The organism is Cupriavidus neocaledonicus (assembly GCF_000372525.1).
GTDB lineage: Bacteria > Pseudomonadota > Gammaproteobacteria > Burkholderiales > Burkholderiaceae > Cupriavidus > Cupriavidus neocaledonicus.
Genome location: NZ_AQUR01000106.1, coordinates 76,420 through 94,952, shown reverse-complemented (window position 1 = coordinate 94,952; position 18,533 = coordinate 76,420). Strand labels below are relative to the sequence as shown.

The following is an 18,533-nucleotide window of genomic DNA, read 5'->3' as shown; positions in this document are numbered from 1 at the left end:
GATGCGCGGGCCGGTCTCAGCGCCGGCCCGAAACGCCGTAGAACGTTCCTGCGCGTGGATTAGACACCACATAAGCGTGGCGCTGCGCCCAGAACTGTGCGGTACGGAAGGCTTCGGCCTCGCGCTCGCTCCAATCCGTTGCCAGCAACGGCAGGGCCTCGGCATCGGTGGTCAGGTAGACGCGCGCCTGGTAGCGCGCGGCTTGCATCGTGCCGGTACGGATGGTGCGGATCGTGACATGGAGAGTCATAGGCAGCTTCTCGACAGGGCAACTACCAGATCATAACCACTTCCATGTGTTGGATTGGTGAAACCGTTGCGAATGTGCTAACGCCGCCAACCTGCGACAGCGCTGTCAGGTTCCGGCGCCGGCGCCGACATACCGCCATCACGTGCCCTTCCGGAGCCCGCCATGACCGCCAGGCCCGCCATCCTCGTCCTGACCCACCTCGCCATGCTGGCGGCCGGCTTTGCCGCGGGCATCTATGTGCTGCCGATCCTGACCGCACAGCCAGGCGCCAGTGCCGGGCAGGTACAGGCGGTATCGCAACAGGCGCGCTATGCCGGCACCTTCCGCAAGGACCTGGCCGGCAGCGACGCGCTGCACTGGGCCAGCGGCCGGCTCCATGTCTCGGCCGGGGCGCTCGCCTTCGAAGGCAGCGTGGCACCGGGGCCTGACTACCGGATCTACCTGGCGCCGGCATTCGTCGACAACAAGGCGGCTTTCCTGAAGATCAAGGACCATTCGCTGCAGGTCGGCGAACTCAAGACCTTTGGCAATTTCACCGTACCGTTGCCGGCCGGCGTTGACCCGGCACAGTATGCGGCGGTGGTGATCTGGTGCGAGCGGTTCGGGCAGTTTATTGGGGCGGCGCGGTACAGATAGGGACTGGGCGCGGGAGCACGGATGGCGAGCGCCGCCGGCGCGGCAGAGCACCGGCGCAAAAGAAAAAAAGGGCCGATCAAGGCAACCGGCCCAACGAACCCCGCAAGACCAGCCGCAGGTGTCGATATGAGAGTTGAGCACCCGCCCGTGCAGGCATGGGAGCCTGCCGGGCGGGCATCAGGCAGCCAATACTCAGAAGCGGTGACGCAGGCCGATGGTGGCGCCGGTCTGGTTCTCGCCGGCAACCACGGTGCCCACGCCGTTCAGGCCCAGCGCCGAGCCCGACTTGTTCTTCGAGTAGCCCACGTTCAGGTACACGTCGGTGCGCTTGGACAGCGAGTAGTCCGCCGACAGCACGAACATCCACGGGTCCGCGTCGCTGTTGCGGGTGTCGTTGTAGTACGCCGCGCCGGTCAGCAGGAACGCCGGGGTGAAGCGGTACTGGGCGCCGGCCCAGTAGACGTTGCTGCGAGTCTCGGCCGCGCTGGCGCTGGACACGCCGTCGTCCCGCAGCCAGCGGTAGCCCGCGAACACCTTGGCGCCGCCGAAGGCATAGGCCGCGCCCACGGCCGCGCGCTTGGCGGCGCGATCCTGCAGCGCCACCGTGCCGCCCTGGAACTGGTCATAGGCGGCGCCGACCGAGAAGCCACCCGCGGCATACGACAGGCCGCCGCCGAAGTTGCGCCCGACCTTGGTCTCGCCCGGGATTTCGTTGTTGTCGCGGCCGAAGCTGTAGAAGCCGGTGGCGGTCAGGCCGCCGAACTTGCCGGTGTACTTGACGGCGTTGTCGGCGCGGCCGTTGAAGGCCGAGTCGACGCTGTTGAGCGAGTAGCGCGGGCCCACGCCCATCGGGTCGAAGGCGCCGAACAGGTCGTACAGCGCGTTCTGCTGGCGGCCCAGCGTGACCGCGCCCCAGCCGCCCTGCAGGCCGACGTAGGCCTGGCGGCCGAACAGGCGGTTGCCCTGGCCCGAGGTGCCGGTGTCGACGTCGAAGCCGCTTTCCAGTACGAAGATGCCCTTCAGGCCGCCGCCCAGGTCTTCGGTGCCACGCAGGCCCCAGCGCGAGCCGGACAGGTTGCCCGAGTTCAGGCGCACGGCCGTGCCTTCGGCGCCGCCGCTGCCCGGCACGTTGCTGATCACTTCGACGCCGGCATCGACGATGCCGTAGAGCGTCACGTTGGACGTGGACTGGGCCGACGCCACCCCGGATGCGGCCGACGCGGCCGCTGCTGCCGTCATTGCAAGGAGAGCTTTCTTCACTGTAGTTTCTCTGTGTTCTGTTTGAGGCACGACACCGCACCGGACCCAGGGCAACGATCGCCATGGCGAGCCGTGGCGATCCGGCCCGGCCGGGCAACCCGGCAACGGCGCATCGTCCGCAATGAATTGCGGCCCGGGCATTGTGGCGGGGCAATATGAAAGCTTTGTGACCCATGCTCCGCAGCAGGAAGTGGCGCATCGCACCTGGGTGGGGGTTTTCCCTGTAACCGGCCGGAACGTTTTGGTAGGATGCAGGCTTTTCCGACGACGGTAATGCCAGTGTTCCGTGCCGCCCCGCGCCTGTGCCTCGACCGCTTCGCCTCATGAAGCTGGCTGAGATCAAGACCCGGCTTGCCCCCCTGCTTGCCTCGTTCCAGGCTTCACTGCCTGCCCCCGTTCGCCAAGGCCTGTCTCGACTCGCTGCGCGCGGCGCGCGCGCCGGCCTGACCCGGCCCGGCACGCTGCGCCCCACGCGGCGCGGCCTGCTGGCCGGACTGGCCGCGATCCCGGCGGCACTGCTGCTTTATGTGCTGGTGCTGATCCCGTTCACGCCGGGCATCAGCGATATCCGCAAGGCCAAGTCCGAGCAGCCGGCCCAGGTGCTGTCCGCCGACGGCAAGGAGCTGGCGGTGTTCAAGTGGGCCAACCGCGACTGGGTGCCGCTCAAGCAAATTTCGCCCAACGTGGTGGCGGCGCTGATCTCCACCGAGGACCACCGCTTCTACCAGCACCACGGCCTGGACTGGCGCCGCATCGCCTCGGCCGCGCTGCATACGTTTTCCGGCGACCGCCAGGGCGGGTCCACCATTACCCAGCAGCTGGCGCGCAATCTCTATCCCGACGAGATCGGCCGCGCCCCCACGCTCACGCGCAAGCTCAAGGAAGCGATCACCGCGCTGAAGATCGAGGCGCTCTACACCAAGGACGAGATCCTCGAGACGTATCTCAACACGGTGCCGTTCCTGTACAACGCCTTCGGCATCGAGATGGCGGCGCGCACCTATTTCGACCGCCCCGCCCGCTCGCTCGACGTGCTGCAGAGCGCCACGCTGATCGGCATGCTCAAGGGCAACAGCTACTACAACCCGGTGCTCAACCCCGAGCGCGCGCTGGACCGGCGCAATACCGTGCTCGGGCAGATGGTCAAGCGCGGCAAGCTCGACGCGGCGCGCTACGAGCAGCTGAAGAAGCGCCCGCTGCGCATCGACTTCGAGCGGCAGACCGAGCCGCCCGGCCCAGCGCCGCACTTTGCGCAGCAGCTGCGCAAGTGGCTGATTGGCTGGGCCGACCGCAACGGCTACGACATCTACGCCGATGGCCTGGTGGTCCACACCACCATCGACGCGCGCCTGCAGGCCATGGCCACGCAGGCCGTGGTGCAGCAGGGCAACCGGCTGCAGGCGGTCGCCAACGCCGCGTGGGCGCCGCGCGCGGGCTGGGCCGCCAACAAGCCGCTGGTGCAGGCCTTCGTGCGCGAGACGCCGGAATACCGCGCGGCGGTCGCCGCCGGCGCCGCGCCGGAAGAGGCGCTGCGCCACCTGATGGCCGACAGCGCCTTCCTGCGCGCGCTGCACCAGAACAAGACCCGGATCCAGGCCGGCTTCCTGGCCATCGACCCGCGCAATGGCGAGATCCGCGCCTGGGTCGGCAGCCGCGATTACACCCAGGACGCGTTCGACCACGTGCAGCAGGCGCGCCGCCAGCCGGGCTCGACCTTCAAGCCCTTCGTCTACGGCGCGGCCTTCGAAGAGGGCAAGACGCCCGACGACACGCTGGTGGACCAGCCGGTGGAAATCGAGCTGGCCGGCGGCGAGATCTGGCGCCCCAGCGACGAAGGCCGCCCCACCGGCCGCGCCATGACGCTGCGCGACGGCCTGGTCTATTCGCGCAACACCATCACCGCGCAGCTGATGCAGGAAGTGGGCCCCGCGCGCGTAGCGCGGCTGGCGCGCAGCATGGGCGTGCGCGACAGCCAGCTCGACGTGGTGCCGTCGCTGGCGCTGGGCACCAGCCCGGTCACGCTGAAGGAAATGGTGGCCGCCTACGGCACCATCGCCAATGCCGGCGACTACATCGCGCCGACCATGGTGACGCGCATCGAAGACCGCCAGGGCAATGTGCTGCAGGTGTTCCGCCCCGCGCGCGCCGAGCACGCGCTGCCCGCCGCCGCCACGCAAACCCTGCTGGACGTGATGCGCGACGTAATCGACCGCGGCACCGGCGCCGGCATCCGCTCGCGCTTCGGCATCCGCGCCGACGTCGCCGGCAAGACCGGCACCACCCAGGACAATGCCGACGGCTGGTTCATCCTGATGCATCCGGAACTGGTGGCGGGCGCCTGGGTCGGCTTCAACGACAGCCGCGTCACGCTGCGCAGCGACTACTGGGGCCAGGGCGCGCACAGCGCGCTGCCGATGGTGGGAGACTTCTACCAGCGCGCCCTGCGCGCCCGCATCATCGACAGCCGCGCGCGCTTTGCCGAGCACGAGGAAACGCACCTGTTCGCATCGCTGGGCACGCAGCTGCGTAGCTGGTTCAGCCAGCTGTTCACGCGCGACAAGGCCAGCGAGACCCCGGCACCGCGCCCGGCGCCGCGCCGCCCCGCCTTGCCGGCGCAGGAAGCCGAGAGCGCGCCGCCGGCAGGCGCGGCGTCCGCGGCAGCCGCGGCGGCGGAGGGTGACAACGATGAGTCCAGCCTGGCGCTGGACCGGGGCGAAACGGTGATGGCGGTGCCGCCCCTCGACGCCACCGCGGGGAGCGCGCCAGTTGCGCCGCCCCCGGCCAATGAACCGGCCCCCGCACCGATCCTACCCCCGTCGTCGGCTCCCACACCGGCTCCGACACCGGCTCCGACACCGGCTCCGGCGCCGACGCCAGCGGCACCGATCACGCCGCTCGCACCCACCGTCATCACCCCGGCCGGTCAACGGTAATCGCGGCAGCGAGTGTTCCGTCGGCCTGTGCGCGGTTCACACCAATCCGATATCCCGCCCCGCCACCCCCGGAAACACCTGCGCCAGCCGCTCCGCATCCAGCCCGTACAACCTGCGGAACAGCCCGCCCAGCAGCGCCCGGTATTCGTTGCGCACCGGCCAGTCGCGATCCTGGTTGAGCGTGGCCGCTTCCACCGCGACCTGTTCGCCGGCGATGCGGCCACCGCGCACGCTGCCACCCAGCACCCAGTAGACCGTGCCGTGACCGTGGTCGGTGCCGCGCGTGCCGTTCTCGCGGAAGGTGCGGCCGAACTCGGACAGCACCACCACGGTGGTCTTGCTCCATGCGGGACCCATTTCCGCGGCAAAGGCTGACAAGCCGCGGCCCAGATTGTCGAGCAGCCCGGCCAGCTGGCCCTGCGCGGCGCCCTGGTTGACGTGGGTGTCCCAGCCACCCACGTCGATAAAGCCCAGGTTGAAGCGCTCGCGCATCAGCCCCGCCATGCGCCGGGCCTCGACCTCGAAACCGCGCGCACTGAGCGCGCGGCGGCTGGCGGCCTGCATCTCCTGCTGGCGCGACGCCATCGTGGCCGGGCCGGCGCCGGCCATGCCGCCCATGCTGCCGCTTGGCGCTTCCGCCTGCGCCTGGCGCGCGACGGTCTCGCGCAGCTCGAAGCCCTCGTCGATCAGTGACTCGAAGCGCGTGCCGCGGTACATCTGCGCCAGCAGCCGCACCTGGCGCGCATCGAACGGGGCGCGGCCGCTGCCCTTGAGCGAGACATTGGGCACGTCGCGCGGACCGGACAGCACCAGCGGCAGCCCGTCGGTGAACGCCACCGGGGCGGCCTGGCCGCCCATGGCCTGGGCCAGCCGGTTGAGGAAGCCGCTGCCGCGCAGCGCGGCCACGGCCTGGCGGCTTTCGTCATGGCCGGGCAGGCCGGCCTCGATGCCGTCCTGGGTCTCGAAATGGCTGCGCGACAGGTCGTGCGTGCCGGCGAACGGCACGAAGGCCAGCTGGCCCTGCTGCCACAACGGCAGCAGGGTCGGGGCCAGGGCCGGGTGCAGGGCCCAGTCGCCGATGCCGCGCGCGGCGCTGTCGGCGCCAAAGGCGGCTGCCAGCGCCACCGCTGCATTGGGATCCGCATCGGCACCCGGCGCGGGCGGGCGGCGGATGGCGAGATTGGGCCGCGCCGCATAGTAGAAATCGCTGCCGGCGGGCACCAGCACGCTGGCGGCGTCATAGCCGCCGCGCAGGAATACCAGCAGGAAGCGCGCGTCGGCCTGCGCGGGCAGCGCGTAGACGCGCGAGGCGATGGCGGGCAGCGCCAGCCCGAGGGCGGCGCCACCCATCGTCTTGAGCCATTGTCGGCGTTGCATGGTGCTCTCCGTTCCCTTCAGCGCTGCATCCATTCGGGCGAAGCCAGCAGCAGGGTGTTCCATTCCGCCTGCGACTCGGCCTGGCTCAGCGCGGCGCGCGTGGCCGGGCCAAGGGTGGCTTCGATCGCGTCGTAGTAGAGCTTGTTGCCGATCGTCGGGAAGCGCGCGCCGCGCGGCACGGTGCCATCGCCCGCGAACAAGCCCGCCGGTCCCGAGCCGATCGCGCGCGCGATCTCGAAGCGCCGCACCATCTGCCCCGAACTGGCCCACGCGCTTTCCGCCGACGGGTGGCCGTCGGGCGCCACGTGGCCGTACAGCGGTTCGCCCAGCTGGTTCAGCCAGTTCATCACCGGGCGCAGGTTGGCCACCTGCCGGCCTTCATAGGCCAGCCGCAACGACGACACCACGTAGACCATCGGGTCCTTGAACTTGCGCGGCAACGCGGCCGCCTGCCGGTCCAGCTCGGGCGCGAGCAACATGGTGCGCAGCACCGCGGCGATATCGCCGTCGGTACGCGTGAAGGTCTGCGCCATGCGCTCGACCAGCGCGGGCGGCGGGTTGTCGGCGATGAAGTGGGCCGCCAGCCGGGCACTGACAAAGCGCGCCGTGGCCGGCTCGCGCGCCAGCATCGACACCGCGCGCGCCACTTCGTCGAAGCCGGACGGCTCGATGCGCTGGCCCAGCAGCAGCTTGGCGCCGAAGTCGTGGCGCGCGGGATTGAACTCGAACAGGCCATCGCTGCGGTACAGCCCGGCGCGCGCCGGCGGCAGCCTGGGCGGCGGCGCGCCGCGCAGGTTGACGCCTGCGCCGGTCAGCACGCGCGCCAGTTCCTGCACGTCCCGCTGCGTATAGCGCGAACCGCTGGCGCCGCCAGAGACGCCGAGCGTATGCAGTTCCATCAGTTCGCGCGCGTAGTTCTCGTTGACGCGGTTGGCGCTGCTTTGGGCATTGTCGAGGTAGACCAGCATCGCCGGCGCGGTCACCGTGGCCATCAACAGGTCGCGGAAACGGCCCAGCGCATGGGGGCGGATCGCGCGCTCTTCGTAATCGGCCAGCAGCAGCCCGACCTGGCCCTTGCCCGCATAGACGTTGAAATGGTTCATCCAGAACCACGTCATCTGTTCGCGCAGCTGCGCCGGCGAGTACAGCGCGCGCAGCAGGTGGCGCCGCGCCACATCGGCCACGATCTCGCGGCCCTGCTGGTTGAGCGCCTGGCGGGCCTGCTGCCGGCTGGCGTCGTCCGGCAGGGCATCGATGCGCTGGCGCGCCTCGCGCGCGGTCCGGACCTGCGCGGCGGCGTCGTCGCGCAGGTTGGGCAAGGCGGCGATGGCGGCCGCCAGTTCCGGCGGATCGGCCAGCGGCATCGCCAGCTGCTGCGCGAGAAAGTCCTTGCGGCCCAGCCGGCGCAGCGCGTCCAGCGAGGCCTGGTCGGCGCCGTAGGTGACGGTATTGAGCCAGCGCAGGTCGGCGGCAGCCGTGGCGCCACGGTCGTCGCCGTTGCCGGGCCCCGGCTGCAGCTGGGCACAGCCGGCCACGCACGCGGCCAGCGCCAGCCCCGCGGCCGTGCGCCAGGCGGCCAGGCGCCCAGTGCCGGGCGGTCTCGGATACTGCGCTGGATCCATGTGGTTCACCTCTTCCGGTTCGATCCCCATCCACATGTTACGTGGCAAGCCCCGGCCGGTTGACGTGGCGACGCCACACGAGTGTTACCAATGCTTTCAGCGGGCGATTGCCGGAATTGCCAAGACAGCGGCGCCGCGCCTCGCTAGCCTTGCATTTTTGCCTGCCCTTCCCCGCTCCCGCCGCGGAAACGCCCGCCTGCATGTCGCAACGCTCGTCCACCGTCGCCTGGCTGCCCGCCGTGGCCTTCGTCCTGATCTGGTCCACCGGCTTTATCGTCGGCAAGGCCATCGTGCCGCTGGCCGACACCAGCCTGTTCCTGCTGGGCCGCTTTGCCGTGGCCGCGCTGATGTTCGTGGGCTGGTCGCTGGCCGCGCGCGCGGCCTGGCCGCAGCTGCGCGAGGCCCCGCGACACCTGCTGGCCGGGGCGCTGATGCAGGGCCTCTACCTGTGCGCCGGCTACGGCGCCATCGCCAGGGGCCTGCCGCCGGCGATCATGGCCCTGCTGGGCGCGTTGCAGCCGCTGCTGACCGCGCTGCTTGCCATCCCCCTGCTGAAAGAGCTACCTTCCAGGCGGACCTGGCACGGCCTGGTGCTGGGTGCGCTCGGCGTCGCGCTGGTGGTCGCGCCGGCGCTGCAGGCCGGCCCGCAGGGCGCGGCCGGTGCGCTAGCGCCGGGGATCGTGCTTCTGGGCGTGCTGGCCATTGGCTCCATCACCATGGGAACCCTGTTGCAGAAGACTGCCATCGCCACCTGTGACCTGCGCGCCAGCTCGGCGTGGCAGAACCTGGGCGCCATGCTGGTCGCCGCCGCGATGGTGGCGCTGCAGGCAGCCGGCGCGCCGCTGCACTGGCACGGCGGGCCGGCGCTGTGGGCCGGGCTGGCCTGGGCCGCGCTCGGCCTGTCCGGCGCCGGCACCTGGCTGCTGGTCAGCCTGGTGCGGCGCGGCCAGGCCGCCAATGCCGCCGCGCTGATGTTCCTGGCGCCGCCGCTGGCGGCACTGCAGGCCTGGCTGCTGTTCGGCGAGCGCCTCGGCGCGGTGCAGGCGCTGGGCATGGCGGTGGCAGGGGCCGGCGTCTGGCTGTGCCAGAGCCGTGGCCGGATGCGGCATGCCGAAGCCCGCTGAAGCGCGCGCCGCGCCGCTGGTCGAGCACCGGCGCTACCGGCCGCAGCCGGAGGGCCACCAGCACGGCTACCACCAGCTGCTGTTCGGCCTGGCCGGCGCCTCCGAACTGGAGCTCGACGGCCACCTTTACCGCGTCGACGACCGCACCGGCCTGATCGTGCCGGCCGGCAGCCATCATGACTACATGGGCTACCACGGCAACCTGCAGCTGGTGGCGGACTTCCCCGCGCAATCGGTGGCGCTGCCCGCGCGGCTGATGGCGCGTCCGCGCGCGTTCGCGCTGGACGGCGCCTTTGGCAACCGGGTGCGGGCGCTGGCGGCCGGGCGCACGGCGTTCGCGGCACGCGCGCCGCAGGCAGACTGGCACCTTGCGGCAACCCTGGCCGCGACGCTGGCCGACAGCCTCGGCATGCCCGCCGACCGCGAGGTCTTTCCGCTGATGTCCGTCGACGCCTGCCTGCGCGCCAACCTGGCTGCGCCGCTGCGCGTGCCGGAACTGGCCGCGCATTTCGGCTGGAGCGTGCGGCGCTTCCAGACACTGTTCGCCGAGGCCTTCGGCGATACCCCGCACCGCTACCAGACCCGGCTGCGGCTGGACCGCGCGCTGCAATGGCTGTCGAACGCCCGGCTGTCGCTGGCCGAGATCGCGCTGATGTCAGGCTATCCGGACCAGACCACGTTCACGCGCAGCTTCACGCGGCGCTTCGGGCTGCCGCCGGGGGCATGGCGGGCGGCCACGCGCGGCTGAGACCGGGCGTGCTGACCGCCTTACGCTACCGGTTACCGCGAGACGATATCCTGCCGCATCGGCCCCAGAATCCCCAGCAGCTCCTTCTGCTCGCGCGCCGGCACCTTGAACTTGTCGAGCGATTTCGCCAGGTCGTCCACCAGCGCATCGAACTCGTCATTGCTAATGGCCATGCCGGCATGGGCGGTTTTCATATCGCGGCCCGAATAGGTACAGGGGCCGCCCGAACCCGCGCAGATCTGCTCGACCAGCCGGGTCTTCAGGCGCGGCATATCGGCATTGGCAAACTTTGCCTTGATGCGCGGGTCGGTCGCCAGGTTGCCGACGAAGTCGTCGACCACGGCGGTGATCGCCGGCATGCCGCCAAGCCGGTCGTATAACGACGAAGTTGCGGCAGGCGTGGCACGCTGGGGGGTTGCGCAACCGGCAAGCCCGAGCAGCGCCGTCAGAACAAAGCCGCACAGAACAGCAGAAATACGCATGGCTGCCTCCCTTCCGTTATCCGGTCGCTTGCGGATCGGAGCCAGTTGCGCCGCGGCGCAATTTGCATTGACAACGTGCGAGGATTGCGTGACAGCGCCGGCTTCGGCTGTTTCAGCATAGCAGGTTGGTCCGGCCTTGCTTTCAAGCCGACGGCGGCATGGCGTTTTCGATACCGAACGGCTAGAGTCGGAGACAACCAGACATAAAGGCGGCGATGCCCAGACCCCAGATCCTCACCTATGTCGACGCCGGCGCGTCGGACTGGACCGCATGCCTGATGCGAACCATCGGCCATCAGTTGCCCGCCGGCGCCTATGAAATCCGTGCGGTGATGGCCAGCGAGATCCGGCACGATGCCACGCTGTTCGACGATGCGGTGATGTTCGTCATGCCGGGCGGCGCCGACCTGCCCTATTGCGCCTTGCTCAACGGCGCGCCGAACGCGCGCATCCGCCAGTTTGTCGAACAGGGCGGCGTCTACTTCGGCATCTGTGCGGGCGCCTACTATGCCTGCCGCGAACTGGCCTTCCATGCCGGCACCCGCGGCGCAATCTGCGGCCCGCGCGAACTGCGCCTGGTGGATGCGGTAGCCGTCGGCTCGCTGCCGGAACTGACCGGCGGCAAGCTCTATGACGGCACGCCGCGCACCACGGCCGCGGTGGAACTGCTGACCACGGACAAGCTGACCGAAGTCCCGCAGTCGCTCTACACACATTACCACGGCGGCTGCCGCTTCGACTTCGCCGACACCCCCGCACCCGGGACCGAGGTGCTGGCCGTCTATGCAGGCATCACCAGCACGCCGCCCGCCATCGTCAGCGCGCAGGTCGGCAAGGGCCGCGCGCTGCTGACCGGGGTCCATCTGGAGATTTCGGAGCGGGAGTGCAAGGATGCGTTGCGCGGACACAGCGATATGTCCGAATACCTCCACGTGTGCGACAGGCTGGCGGAAACGGGCGATGCGCGGCTGGCGGTGTTTCGGCAGTTGCTGGCTCAGGGTGGACTGTCGCTTGCCTGATGGGGCGGCACCCTAGCGCGCCACCTTCCCGGCCGCATCCTCGGTAAAGTGATAGAGGTGCGTATTGTCCGCAGGCGTATTGTCCGGGGCCTCGCTGGCGCCCTCGCCGCCCGGACGGAATCCGGTATGACTCCGGAATTTTTCGCTGTCGGCGCGGGCGTCGCGCTCGGCGGCCTGCAGCGCCTCGGCATAGGGCATGGGGTTCTTCGATTTCTCGATTTCCAGCAGCAAGGTCTGTTCGTTGACCCGCACGCTGTATTTGCCAAGGTTGAACAGCAGGTACATCGCCAGCAGGTTGTCATAGTCCTGGTAGGCCCCGGCCTCGCGGCGGAAGTCCAGCGACAGCACCGAAGGGAAGCGGTCGGGCAGGTCCTTGAAGGCGACCTGCTCTTCCTCTTGCGGATCGACATAGGCCGAGCCGCGGTACTTCTTGTACAGCACCACATCCATGCCATAGTTGCGCTGGCCCCATTCCCGGATCAGCTTCATCGCCATCTCGGTCGGGATATTGGCGCTCGCAGCCGCGACCAGGCGCCGTCCTGAAAACAGCGTTGCGCCGGTCACCGCCAGGTCGCGGTAGCCGGCGCCATACTTGAAGGCGGCACCGATGGTCTTGGCGCAGTTCAGGCGCAGGTAGTCGTAGCGGATCGGGCCGTGATGATATTCGGTGTTGCTGCGTTGCTGGTGATAGTCGTCGTTGATGCGGCGGAAATACGCTGCCAGCGCGGCCTTGTCCGCTGCCGGCACGCCGTACACACGCACCCCGATGACCGAGCGCTTGTAGATCTCGCCGAAGTCGAGCCCGAACGATGCGGTCTCCGCGACCGTGGAAACGGTCTTGAACAGATATTCCTGCTTGGGGATGGCGATCATCAGGTCGGTGGTGTAGCGGCCACTCGCGTGCGCGGGGTCCCGGTCCGCGTAGAAATTGGCCGAATACACCACGTCGTCGCCCGCCGCATCGTCACGCAACGCCAGCGCGATATGGCCGGCGGATCCGCCCTTGGAGGTGCCGAAGCTGATCAGCAGTTCCAGGTCATAGGGGTCCTCGCGCAGCCGTGCCGCGATCTGTTCGAGGTTGGCAGGCTCCGGCCCGCCCTTGCCGCCGAACTCGCCGGCCAGGGCCAGCCGCGGCAGGAGCAACGCGATCGCGACGAACCACAGCAGCCGCCTCATTCCCATTATTTCCTCTGGTTCCGGATGCCCCGGGGCATGACCATGACAGGCCGACGATACCATGCTGCCCATCGCCACGGCGCACGCCTGCCCCGGCGATCCGGTACAATGCGCCACTTTCGAGGACGACCTCGCCCGCACCGGGTAAGAATGTCCGGGACGGCCCGGCTCTGGATCAAGGAGCCATCATGGCCTGGATATATCTCGTCATCGCCGGAGTCCTCGAGGTGCTATGGGCGTACGCCATGAAGCTGTCCGAAGGCTTTTCGCGCCCCGGCTACTCGGCCATCACCCTCGTGGCCATGATTGCCAGCTTCGCCCTGCTATCCCTGTCAATGAAGAGCCTGCCGCTCGGCACGGCCTATACCATCTGGACCGGCATCGGCGCCGTGGGAGCGTTCCTGGTGGGGCTGTTGGTGCTGGGCGAACCCGCCAGTGCCGGCAGAATCGTGGCCGCCGTACTGATCGTCGGCGGGCTCGTCATGATGAAGGCGAGTTCCTGAACCGCAGCGGTCCGGTCACGCTCAGAACGCCTTGCTCAGTTCCAGTCCGCCATAGAAGGAACGCGGCTCGCCCGCGGTCTTCCTGGCGCCGCCAAAGAATCCCAGGTTCACGCCCTTGCCGATGGCAATGCCGGTCACGACCAGGCCACCTTGCGTGGCATGGTAGAACGGGTCGCCGTGCTTGATGAATTCCACGCCCGCCCAGGCCTCGCCGAAGACCTTGTAGAGCAGGCGCCCGCGCGCCCAGTAGGCCTTGGGCCCGAAGTTGTAGCTGGCAATGCCGTTGATTGCCCAGTTCCGGGCGAACTCCTGTTGGCCCAGCACGGTCAGCGCAAGGCCCCACTCGCCGCCGTCAGAGCGGTTGTCCGCCCCCTCCGGCGACACGCGGTTATAGCGGTAGCGGGCGCCTGCCGAGAACTCGGCCCAGCCCGTCGACCAGCCCTTCTGCACGCCGAGCGCGGCCTCGGCCGCCTGTCCGTTCACCGTCACGGTGGTGCCGTTCGTACCGTACTTGTAGTGGTAGTCGCTGATCACGAACTTCTGCACCAGCAACGGCACCGGCAGCAGCTTTCCGCTGATGCCGACGTATTCGCTGCGCTCACCGCCGCCGGCCAGGCTGGCGCCGCCGAACACGAAGGGATCGGCCGCCGCCGGCCGCGAGGCCAGTAGCGCCAGCCCGCCGAAGAGTGTCATCGCTGCCAGCCGCCGGCACGCTGCGCCATGGCCTCCGTACGCCATCATCAATATCTTCCCGGGTTAAGCCGCGCTATGCGGTGCAATGTTGTACAGGTGGAAATCACCGGTCGGCGTGGTGACCCGGCCAGTGGGGGTGAGCCGGATCGCCTGTTCCTCCACCGCGTCCGCCGGCGCCGCCATGGTCTGGCGCAGGGTTGCGCCGGCGTTGAGGTCCAGTTCGATGCTGCTGAACAGCAGCGGCGCCGCGCCGTCGATGGTGGCAATGGCCACCGGCAGCATGCCGACGCGCAACGGCTGCATCAACAGCGCGGCGGCCCAGCTATATGCCGCGGACGGACGCCCCCCGTCACGCCCGAGGATCTCGGCAAGACGTGTCAGAGGCGGCGTCTCGGTCTCGCGCAGGGTTCCCATCTCGAGCTGGAGCCGGCTGCCGAACAGGAAGGTTTCCAATGCCCCGGTGTTGCCTTGCGCGCTCCAGTTGAAACGCAATCCGACCGACATGCCGTAGGCCGCGCCGGGCCGCGACGCCTTGACGAAGGTGGCGATGGCGGTGTCGTGGACGACGAGGTTGGGCAGATGCACCGCCACCTCGACCACGTCGCCCAGCGCCAGGCCCGGCATCGCTTCGCCCAGGTAGAGCGCGCCGTTCGGTGACAGGTCCGCGGTCAGTCCCAGACAGGTCTTGCCAGCGACGGTCAGGGTAGCCGGAACGCGCAGCGGAAAGCGGTATTCGGCGCGGCGGTTGCGCGAGTGCTTGTATGCGTATGCGCCCACCGCGATGGCCGAGCCCAGCGACATCAGCGTCCAGAACAGCGTCACCAGGCCGGCACCGAGCGGGATCCCGCCCGTGTAGATGCGGTACAGGCCTACCGGTATGCTCGCGGCGGCCACGGCACAGAGCACCAGCAGCGGCGACAGCCATAGCCACATCTTGCCGGTCTGAGACATCTGCTTGTCGGTCACGACAAACGGGATATTCTTGCGGAACAGCCCGACACTGGTCGACATGAACGCAAAGAAGCGCGCCATGGCGTACTGCTCGCTCAGGAACAGCGAGTTGTAGCCGCGCCCGAGTTCCAGGTGGACCAGGATCGCAAGCAGGTAATACAGGCAGAACAGCAGCAGGAAATTGTTCAGCGGCGAGATGATCGGCAGCACGCCGGTCAGGAACACCGCCGGCGGCGTCAGGAAAAAGATCAGCTTCTGCCAGCCTTCGAAGAAGAACAGTGCCGAGGCCAGGTAGTTCAGGCGCTGCCCGAATGTGAGCCCGCGGCTGAACAGGATGTTCTCGCGGCGGAATACCTGCATCGCCCCCATGCCCCAGCGCATGCGTTGCTTCAGGTAGGTATCGATGCTATGCGGCGCCAGGCCGAACGCCAGCGACTCGGCGTGGTACACGGACAGGTAGCCGAGCTTGTGCATGCGGATCGCGGTGTGCACGTCCTCGGTCACGGTTTCCGTGGCAAAGCCGCCGATCCGCGTCACCGCGGCGCGCCGGATCACGGCACAGCTGCCGCAGAAGAACGCGGCGTTGAGCGCATCCTTGCCGCGCTGGATCACCTTGAAGAACAGCGCCTGCTCATCCCACACCCGCTTCTTGCCCAGGCGGTGATTGAAGGAATCGATATTGAAGAAGTCCTGCGGCGTCTGCACGAAGGCGACCCGCTCGTCGCGGAAATAGCCCAGGGTCTTGACCAGGAAATCCTTGCGCGGCGCGTGGTCGGCATCGAAGATCGCAATCAGTTCGCCGCTGCTGTGCTTGAGCGCATGATTCAGGTTGCCGGCCTTGGCGTGGGCATTGTCGCTGCGCGCGAGATAGCGGCAACCCAGTTCCTGCGCCAGCGCGCGCATCGATTCGCGGCGGCCGTCGTCCAGCAGCCAGGTGACATGCGGATAATCCATGCGCATCACCGCCAGCAGCGTACGGCGGATCAGTTCGACCGACTCGTTATAAGTCGGAACGTAGACGTCGACGCTCAGGCCGGGTTCGGGCGGCGGTGCCTCCCGCACCGAAAGCCGGTACGTCATCAGCACGAACAACAGGCCGCTGATATAGCCGTAGACTTCCGCCGCATAGAGCGGGAAGGAAAACAGCGGCGCATCGAGATTGATCGTATCGACGCGCCAGGCCAGGTACGCCAGTCCCACCAGCACGTACACGACCACGAGCCACCTGATGGCCCGACCGGGCAATTCTGTTGTCATGCTCTCGTTCCGCTCAGGCGTTATTTTTCTTGGTCAGCACAACCATTGGACAAGAACGCAAGAGGTCAAAGGCGTTGACCGATACAGAGGACATTGGTGAAATTCCCCGCCATCGGGGGGGAATCCCTTCCGGATGCCCGATCGAGGCCGTCGTGCGGATGCGTCGATGCGCCCGACGGCGCAAGGCCGCCCCACCGTCCGGTTACAGCATATAAGGATTTGGCGCATTCCGTAAGTCGTGCGTCGGCACAAAACAGGGGATGCCATCCGAGCTGCCCCCCGCTGGAGCGCGCGGATATAAACAGCGCTAAATTCAGAATTCAGGATCTGCGCATCGCGTGCGCTCGCGCCGAGACCACGTGAGGCGTGGCCATGTGGTGGTGCTGGCCGCCGCGAGCGGTCGCCGGGCCGGCTCGATGCAAATCCCGGCGCGCCGAGCAGGCGCCCGCCGACAGCACGGCTCAGGCGCCGGCCATCGTTTCCGCGCTGACTTCCCAGCCCGCATCGATGCCGCCGGGAAGCATCTGGCCGCGATCCTCGCCCACCTCCGTGTCGATCAGGCGGTTCAGCTTTTCGTTCATGGCGAGAACCAGTTCGCGATGCTGCGCGCCGGTGGCAAGATTCACCATCTCGAACGGATCCGCCTTCAGGTCGTACAGTTCCAGGTCATTGAAGCGGACGAGTTCTTCCAGCGTGGTCGGACGGTTGTGCTGCTTGGGCGAAAAGTATCGCGCGAAGTTGTATCGGCCATCATAAACGGCGCGCACGGCACCGCGCTTCATCAGGTCGGGCCGGATACCCGCGCTCCTGATCTGGTCCGGCTTGCCGCCCTGCTGCACGAAGGCCGCAGCCTTGTGCAGGAAATCGCCATCCAGGTAGGCGAGCATGTTGTAGCAGAACAGGGCGCCATCGCGGACGGCGCTGACGCCTGCTGACCCGGGCGCTGCCAGCAGGCCGGACAAGTCCTTGCCCTGCAGCCCGCTCGCCAGGGTGCCGCGCTGGCCTGCCGACACACCGGTCATGGCGAGCAACGTCGTTGCAATATCGAGGTGGGAGGTAACCGCCCGGCATGTTCCGCCGCCGCGATAGCGCGGATGCGCGATGATCAGCGGCACATTGTTTTGTTCGCGGTACGAGACCGCGCCCTTGGCATGCAGTTGATGGGCGCCGTCCATGTCGCCGTGATCGGACGTCAGGACCACGATGGTTTTCTCCGTCAGGCCGGCCGCATCCAGTTCTTGGAGCACGGCCGCGATATTGCGGTCGACGTCCCGCATGCAGTTCAGGTAGTAGTTGTGCCGCCGACGCCAGCGCCCGACCTCGTTCGGGATCTCGCCGACCAGGGCGTCATGCGAGCGCAGGAAGTCCCGATGCGCCCGGGGGCGTCCCGGCTCATCCAGCGCCTGGGCGTGGCTGGCCGGCAGGGAGAACTTCCATTGCCTGGCATAGAGCGGATCCAGCGGGTCGCGTGCGACGTGGGTAATGCCGCGGCGAGACTGCACCGGATCGCCAGGCGGGTCGGTGTCGTAGAACATGACGTCGTGCGGATTCACGAGGTTGACCGCCAGAAACCATGGCTTGCCTTGAGCGCTCAGGTCGCGCCCCTGGCTGCGCAGCCAGCTGGTGCTCATGGCCGCGATCACGCCGTCGTGCGCGTATCCGCCGCGGGTGTGGGCAATGATGTCGCCAATGCCGACGTAATCCGAAAAGCCATAGGCCTCCATCTCGGCGGTGAAGATCCTGGTCGGGGTGCCGAGCTTGTTGACGGTCTCGAACTCCTTGGTCAGGTGCCATTTCCCCTTGTACGCCGTGTAATACCCGGCCTGTCGCAAGCGGTGGCCCAGCGTCGGGATGTCCGTCGACATACTGCCGATCCACGGAAAGTTCGTGTTGTCGAACATGCGCGTCTGCTGGATATGCTGGCCGGTGTAGAGCACCGAGCGGGACGGCGTGCACACGCAGGAATTGATACGGTGGTTCACGAACGTGGTACCCCGCTGCATCAGTCGCTGGTGCGCGGGCAACTCAAAGCCGGCAGGCAGTTCCCCGGGCCCAAAGAAACGCTCCTGGTCGACGAGGATCAGCAGGATATTGTAGGCGCCGGTGCCTGCGCCTGCCTGTCCTGGCGTTTGCGGCGATGCGCCGGGCGCGGCCGCCGCGAATGACGGGCTGTTACCAGTCCCGACGCCCAGCGCCAGGGCACCGGAACCTGCAACGCGGAGGAAATCGCGCCGGCTCAGTGGATTGCCCGGCTGTGCCTCGTTCATTTGTGCACCTGTTCCATTAGGGTGGCGCTCGCATCGGCCGTGAGGCGGAAGGGCGGCACCGCTGCGTCCGAGATGCACCCAGTCTATCAAGCGCGCCGTGGCTTCTCGCCGCTGCCAACGCCATAGTGTTGGCTACCGCACGCATGCAGGTACGCCGGACGTGACGCTGCGCCAGGGGCCCACGCACCGGCCCTGCCGCGGCCATACACCGCCGACGCTTGCGGGCCGGGCTCTG

15 protein-coding genes are annotated in these 18,533 nt (G+C 68.3%); 6 read left to right on the top strand and 9 right to left on the bottom strand.

The genetic code is table 11. From position 1 onward, the window contains the following. Positions 1-16: 16 nt before the first annotated feature. A complete protein-coding gene (locus A3AG_RS0126370; protein ID WP_018008286.1) occupies positions 17-250 on the bottom strand; it encodes a hypothetical protein in 234 nt (77 codons plus the stop codon). Between the two features lie 162 nt (positions 251-412). On the opposite strand from A3AG_RS0126370, the gene A3AG_RS0126365 reads away from it, so the two are divergent. Continuing rightward, complete coding sequence (locus A3AG_RS0126365; RefSeq protein WP_018008285.1) at positions 413-886, top strand: DM13 domain-containing protein; 474 nt, start codon at positions 413-415, stop codon at positions 884-886. A 192-nt stretch (positions 887-1,078) separates the two neighbouring features. On the opposite strand, the gene A3AG_RS0126360 is transcribed toward A3AG_RS0126365, so the two are convergent. After that, entirely contained in the window at positions 1,079-2,146 is a 1,068-nt protein-coding gene (locus A3AG_RS0126360; RefSeq protein WP_026164488.1) for a porin, read from the bottom strand. Positions 2,147-2,469: 323 nt separating this feature from the next. On the opposite strand from A3AG_RS0126360, the gene A3AG_RS0126355 reads away from it, so the two are divergent. Next, positions 2,470-5,079, top strand: a complete 2,610-nt coding sequence (locus tag A3AG_RS0126355) for a penicillin-binding protein 1A (protein ID WP_018008284.1) — start codon at positions 2,470-2,472, stop codon at positions 5,077-5,079. Positions 5,080-5,115: 36 nt separating this feature from the next. Here the strand turns inward: A3AG_RS0126355 and A3AG_RS0126350 are convergent, their stop codons facing one another. Both A3AG_RS0126350 and A3AG_RS0126345 read right to left on the bottom strand, forming a co-directional pair. Beyond that, on the bottom strand, positions 5,116-6,456 hold the full coding sequence (locus tag A3AG_RS0126350; RefSeq protein WP_026164487.1) for a DUF1501 domain-containing protein: 1,341 nt from the start codon (positions 6,454-6,456) through the stop codon (positions 5,116-5,118). Between the two features lie 17 nt (positions 6,457-6,473). After that, positions 6,474-8,078, bottom strand: coding sequence for a DUF1800 domain-containing protein (locus tag A3AG_RS0126345; RefSeq protein ID WP_026164486.1), 1,605 nt, complete (start codon positions 8,076-8,078; stop codon positions 6,474-6,476). A 200-nt stretch (positions 8,079-8,278) separates the two neighbouring features. Here A3AG_RS0126345 and A3AG_RS0126340 point away from each other — a divergent pair, with 200 nt between their 5' ends. Continuing rightward, positions 8,279-9,202, top strand: coding sequence for a DMT family transporter (locus A3AG_RS0126340; RefSeq protein WP_018008281.1), 924 nt, complete (start codon positions 8,279-8,281; stop codon positions 9,200-9,202). Beyond that, positions 9,186-9,950: a helix-turn-helix transcriptional regulator gene (locus tag A3AG_RS0126335; RefSeq protein WP_018008280.1), complete on the top strand. Its 765-nt coding sequence runs from the start codon at positions 9,186-9,188 to the stop codon at positions 9,948-9,950. Before A3AG_RS0126340 ends, A3AG_RS0126335 begins: the two co-directional genes overlap by 17 nt. 32 nt (positions 9,951-9,982) lie before the next feature. On the opposite strand, the gene A3AG_RS0126330 is transcribed toward A3AG_RS0126335, so the two are convergent. Further along, a complete protein-coding gene (locus tag A3AG_RS0126330) occupies positions 9,983-10,432 on the bottom strand; it encodes a group I truncated hemoglobin (RefSeq protein WP_026164485.1) in 450 nt (149 codons plus the stop codon). 215 nt (positions 10,433-10,647) lie between these two features. Between A3AG_RS0126330 and A3AG_RS0126325 the strand changes: the two genes are divergently transcribed. After that, on the top strand, positions 10,648-11,451 hold the full coding sequence (locus A3AG_RS0126325) for a BPL-N domain-containing protein (RefSeq protein WP_018008278.1): 804 nt from the start codon (positions 10,648-10,650) through the stop codon (positions 11,449-11,451). 12 nt (positions 11,452-11,463) lie between these two features. Here A3AG_RS0126325 and A3AG_RS0126320 read toward each other — a convergent pair whose 3' ends face one another. Then, the gene (locus A3AG_RS0126320; RefSeq protein WP_018008277.1) at positions 11,464-12,627 is read right to left on the bottom strand and encodes a hypothetical protein; all 1,164 of its coding nucleotides are present in this window, start codon (positions 12,625-12,627) and stop codon (positions 11,464-11,466) included. Positions 12,628-12,815: 188 nt separating this feature from the next. Between A3AG_RS0126320 and A3AG_RS0126315 the strand changes: the two genes are divergently transcribed. Continuing rightward, positions 12,816-13,130, top strand: coding sequence for a DMT family transporter (locus A3AG_RS0126315; RefSeq protein ID WP_018008276.1), 315 nt, complete (start codon positions 12,816-12,818; stop codon positions 13,128-13,130). Positions 13,131-13,151: 21 nt separating this feature from the next. Here A3AG_RS0126315 and bcsS read toward each other — a convergent pair whose 3' ends face one another. The 3 genes from bcsS to A3AG_RS0126300 form a co-directional block, all read right to left on the bottom strand. After that, complete coding sequence (bcsS, locus tag A3AG_RS0126310; RefSeq protein WP_018008275.1) at positions 13,152-13,823, bottom strand: cellulose biosynthesis protein BcsS; 672 nt, start codon at positions 13,821-13,823, stop codon at positions 13,152-13,154. A 63-nt stretch (positions 13,824-13,886) separates the two neighbouring features. After that, positions 13,887-16,031 carry a glycosyltransferase gene (locus tag A3AG_RS0126305; protein WP_018008274.1) on the bottom strand — a complete coding sequence of 715 codons (2,145 nt, stop codon included), beginning with the start codon at positions 16,029-16,031 and terminating at the stop codon, positions 13,887-13,889. A gap of 461 nt (positions 16,032-16,492) precedes the next feature. Further along, on the bottom strand, positions 16,493-18,298 hold the full coding sequence (locus A3AG_RS0126300) for a sulfatase family protein (protein ID WP_018008273.1): 1,806 nt from the start codon (positions 18,296-18,298) through the stop codon (positions 16,493-16,495). Positions 18,299-18,533: the final 235 nt, after the last annotated feature.

Excerpts from the sequence above, each read along its gene's own strand:
- A3AG_RS0126370 (WP_018008286.1), bottom strand. The coding sequence starts at position 250 with ATGACTCTCCATGTCACGATCCGCACCATCCGTACCGGCACGATGCAA.
- A3AG_RS0126365 (WP_018008285.1), top strand. The coding sequence starts at position 413 with ATGACCGCCAGGCCCGCCATCCTCGTCCTGACCCACCTCGCCATGCTG.
- A3AG_RS0126355 (WP_018008284.1), top strand. The coding sequence starts at position 2,470 with ATGAAGCTGGCTGAGATCAAGACCCGGCTTGCCCCCCTGCTTGCCTCG.
- A3AG_RS0126350 (WP_026164487.1), bottom strand. The coding sequence starts at position 6,456 with ATGCAACGCCGACAATGGCTCAAGACGATGGGTGGCGCCGCCCTCGGG.
- A3AG_RS0126345 (WP_026164486.1), bottom strand. The coding sequence starts at position 8,078 with ATGGATCCAGCGCAGTATCCGAGACCGCCCGGCACTGGGCGCCTGGCC.
- A3AG_RS0126340 (WP_018008281.1), top strand. The coding sequence starts at position 8,279 with ATGTCGCAACGCTCGTCCACCGTCGCCTGGCTGCCCGCCGTGGCCTTC.
- A3AG_RS0126335 (WP_018008280.1), top strand. The coding sequence starts at position 9,186 with ATGCCGAAGCCCGCTGAAGCGCGCGCCGCGCCGCTGGTCGAGCACCGG.
- A3AG_RS0126330 (WP_026164485.1), bottom strand. The coding sequence starts at position 10,432 with ATGCGTATTTCTGCTGTTCTGTGCGGCTTTGTTCTGACGGCGCTGCTC.
- A3AG_RS0126325 (WP_018008278.1), top strand. The coding sequence starts at position 10,648 with ATGCCCAGACCCCAGATCCTCACCTATGTCGACGCCGGCGCGTCGGAC.
- A3AG_RS0126320 (WP_018008277.1), bottom strand. The coding sequence starts at position 12,627 with ATGAGGCGGCTGCTGTGGTTCGTCGCGATCGCGTTGCTCCTGCCGCGG.
- A3AG_RS0126315 (WP_018008276.1), top strand. The coding sequence starts at position 12,816 with ATGGCCTGGATATATCTCGTCATCGCCGGAGTCCTCGAGGTGCTATGG.
- bcsS (WP_018008275.1), bottom strand. The coding sequence starts at position 13,823 with ATGACACTCTTCGGCGGGCTGGCGCTACTGGCCTCGCGGCCGGCGGCG.
- A3AG_RS0126305 (WP_018008274.1), bottom strand. The coding sequence starts at position 16,031 with ATGACAACAGAATTGCCCGGTCGGGCCATCAGGTGGCTCGTGGTCGTG.
- A3AG_RS0126300 (WP_018008273.1), bottom strand. The coding sequence starts at position 18,298 with ATGAACGAGGCACAGCCGGGCAATCCACTGAGCCGGCGCGATTTCCTC.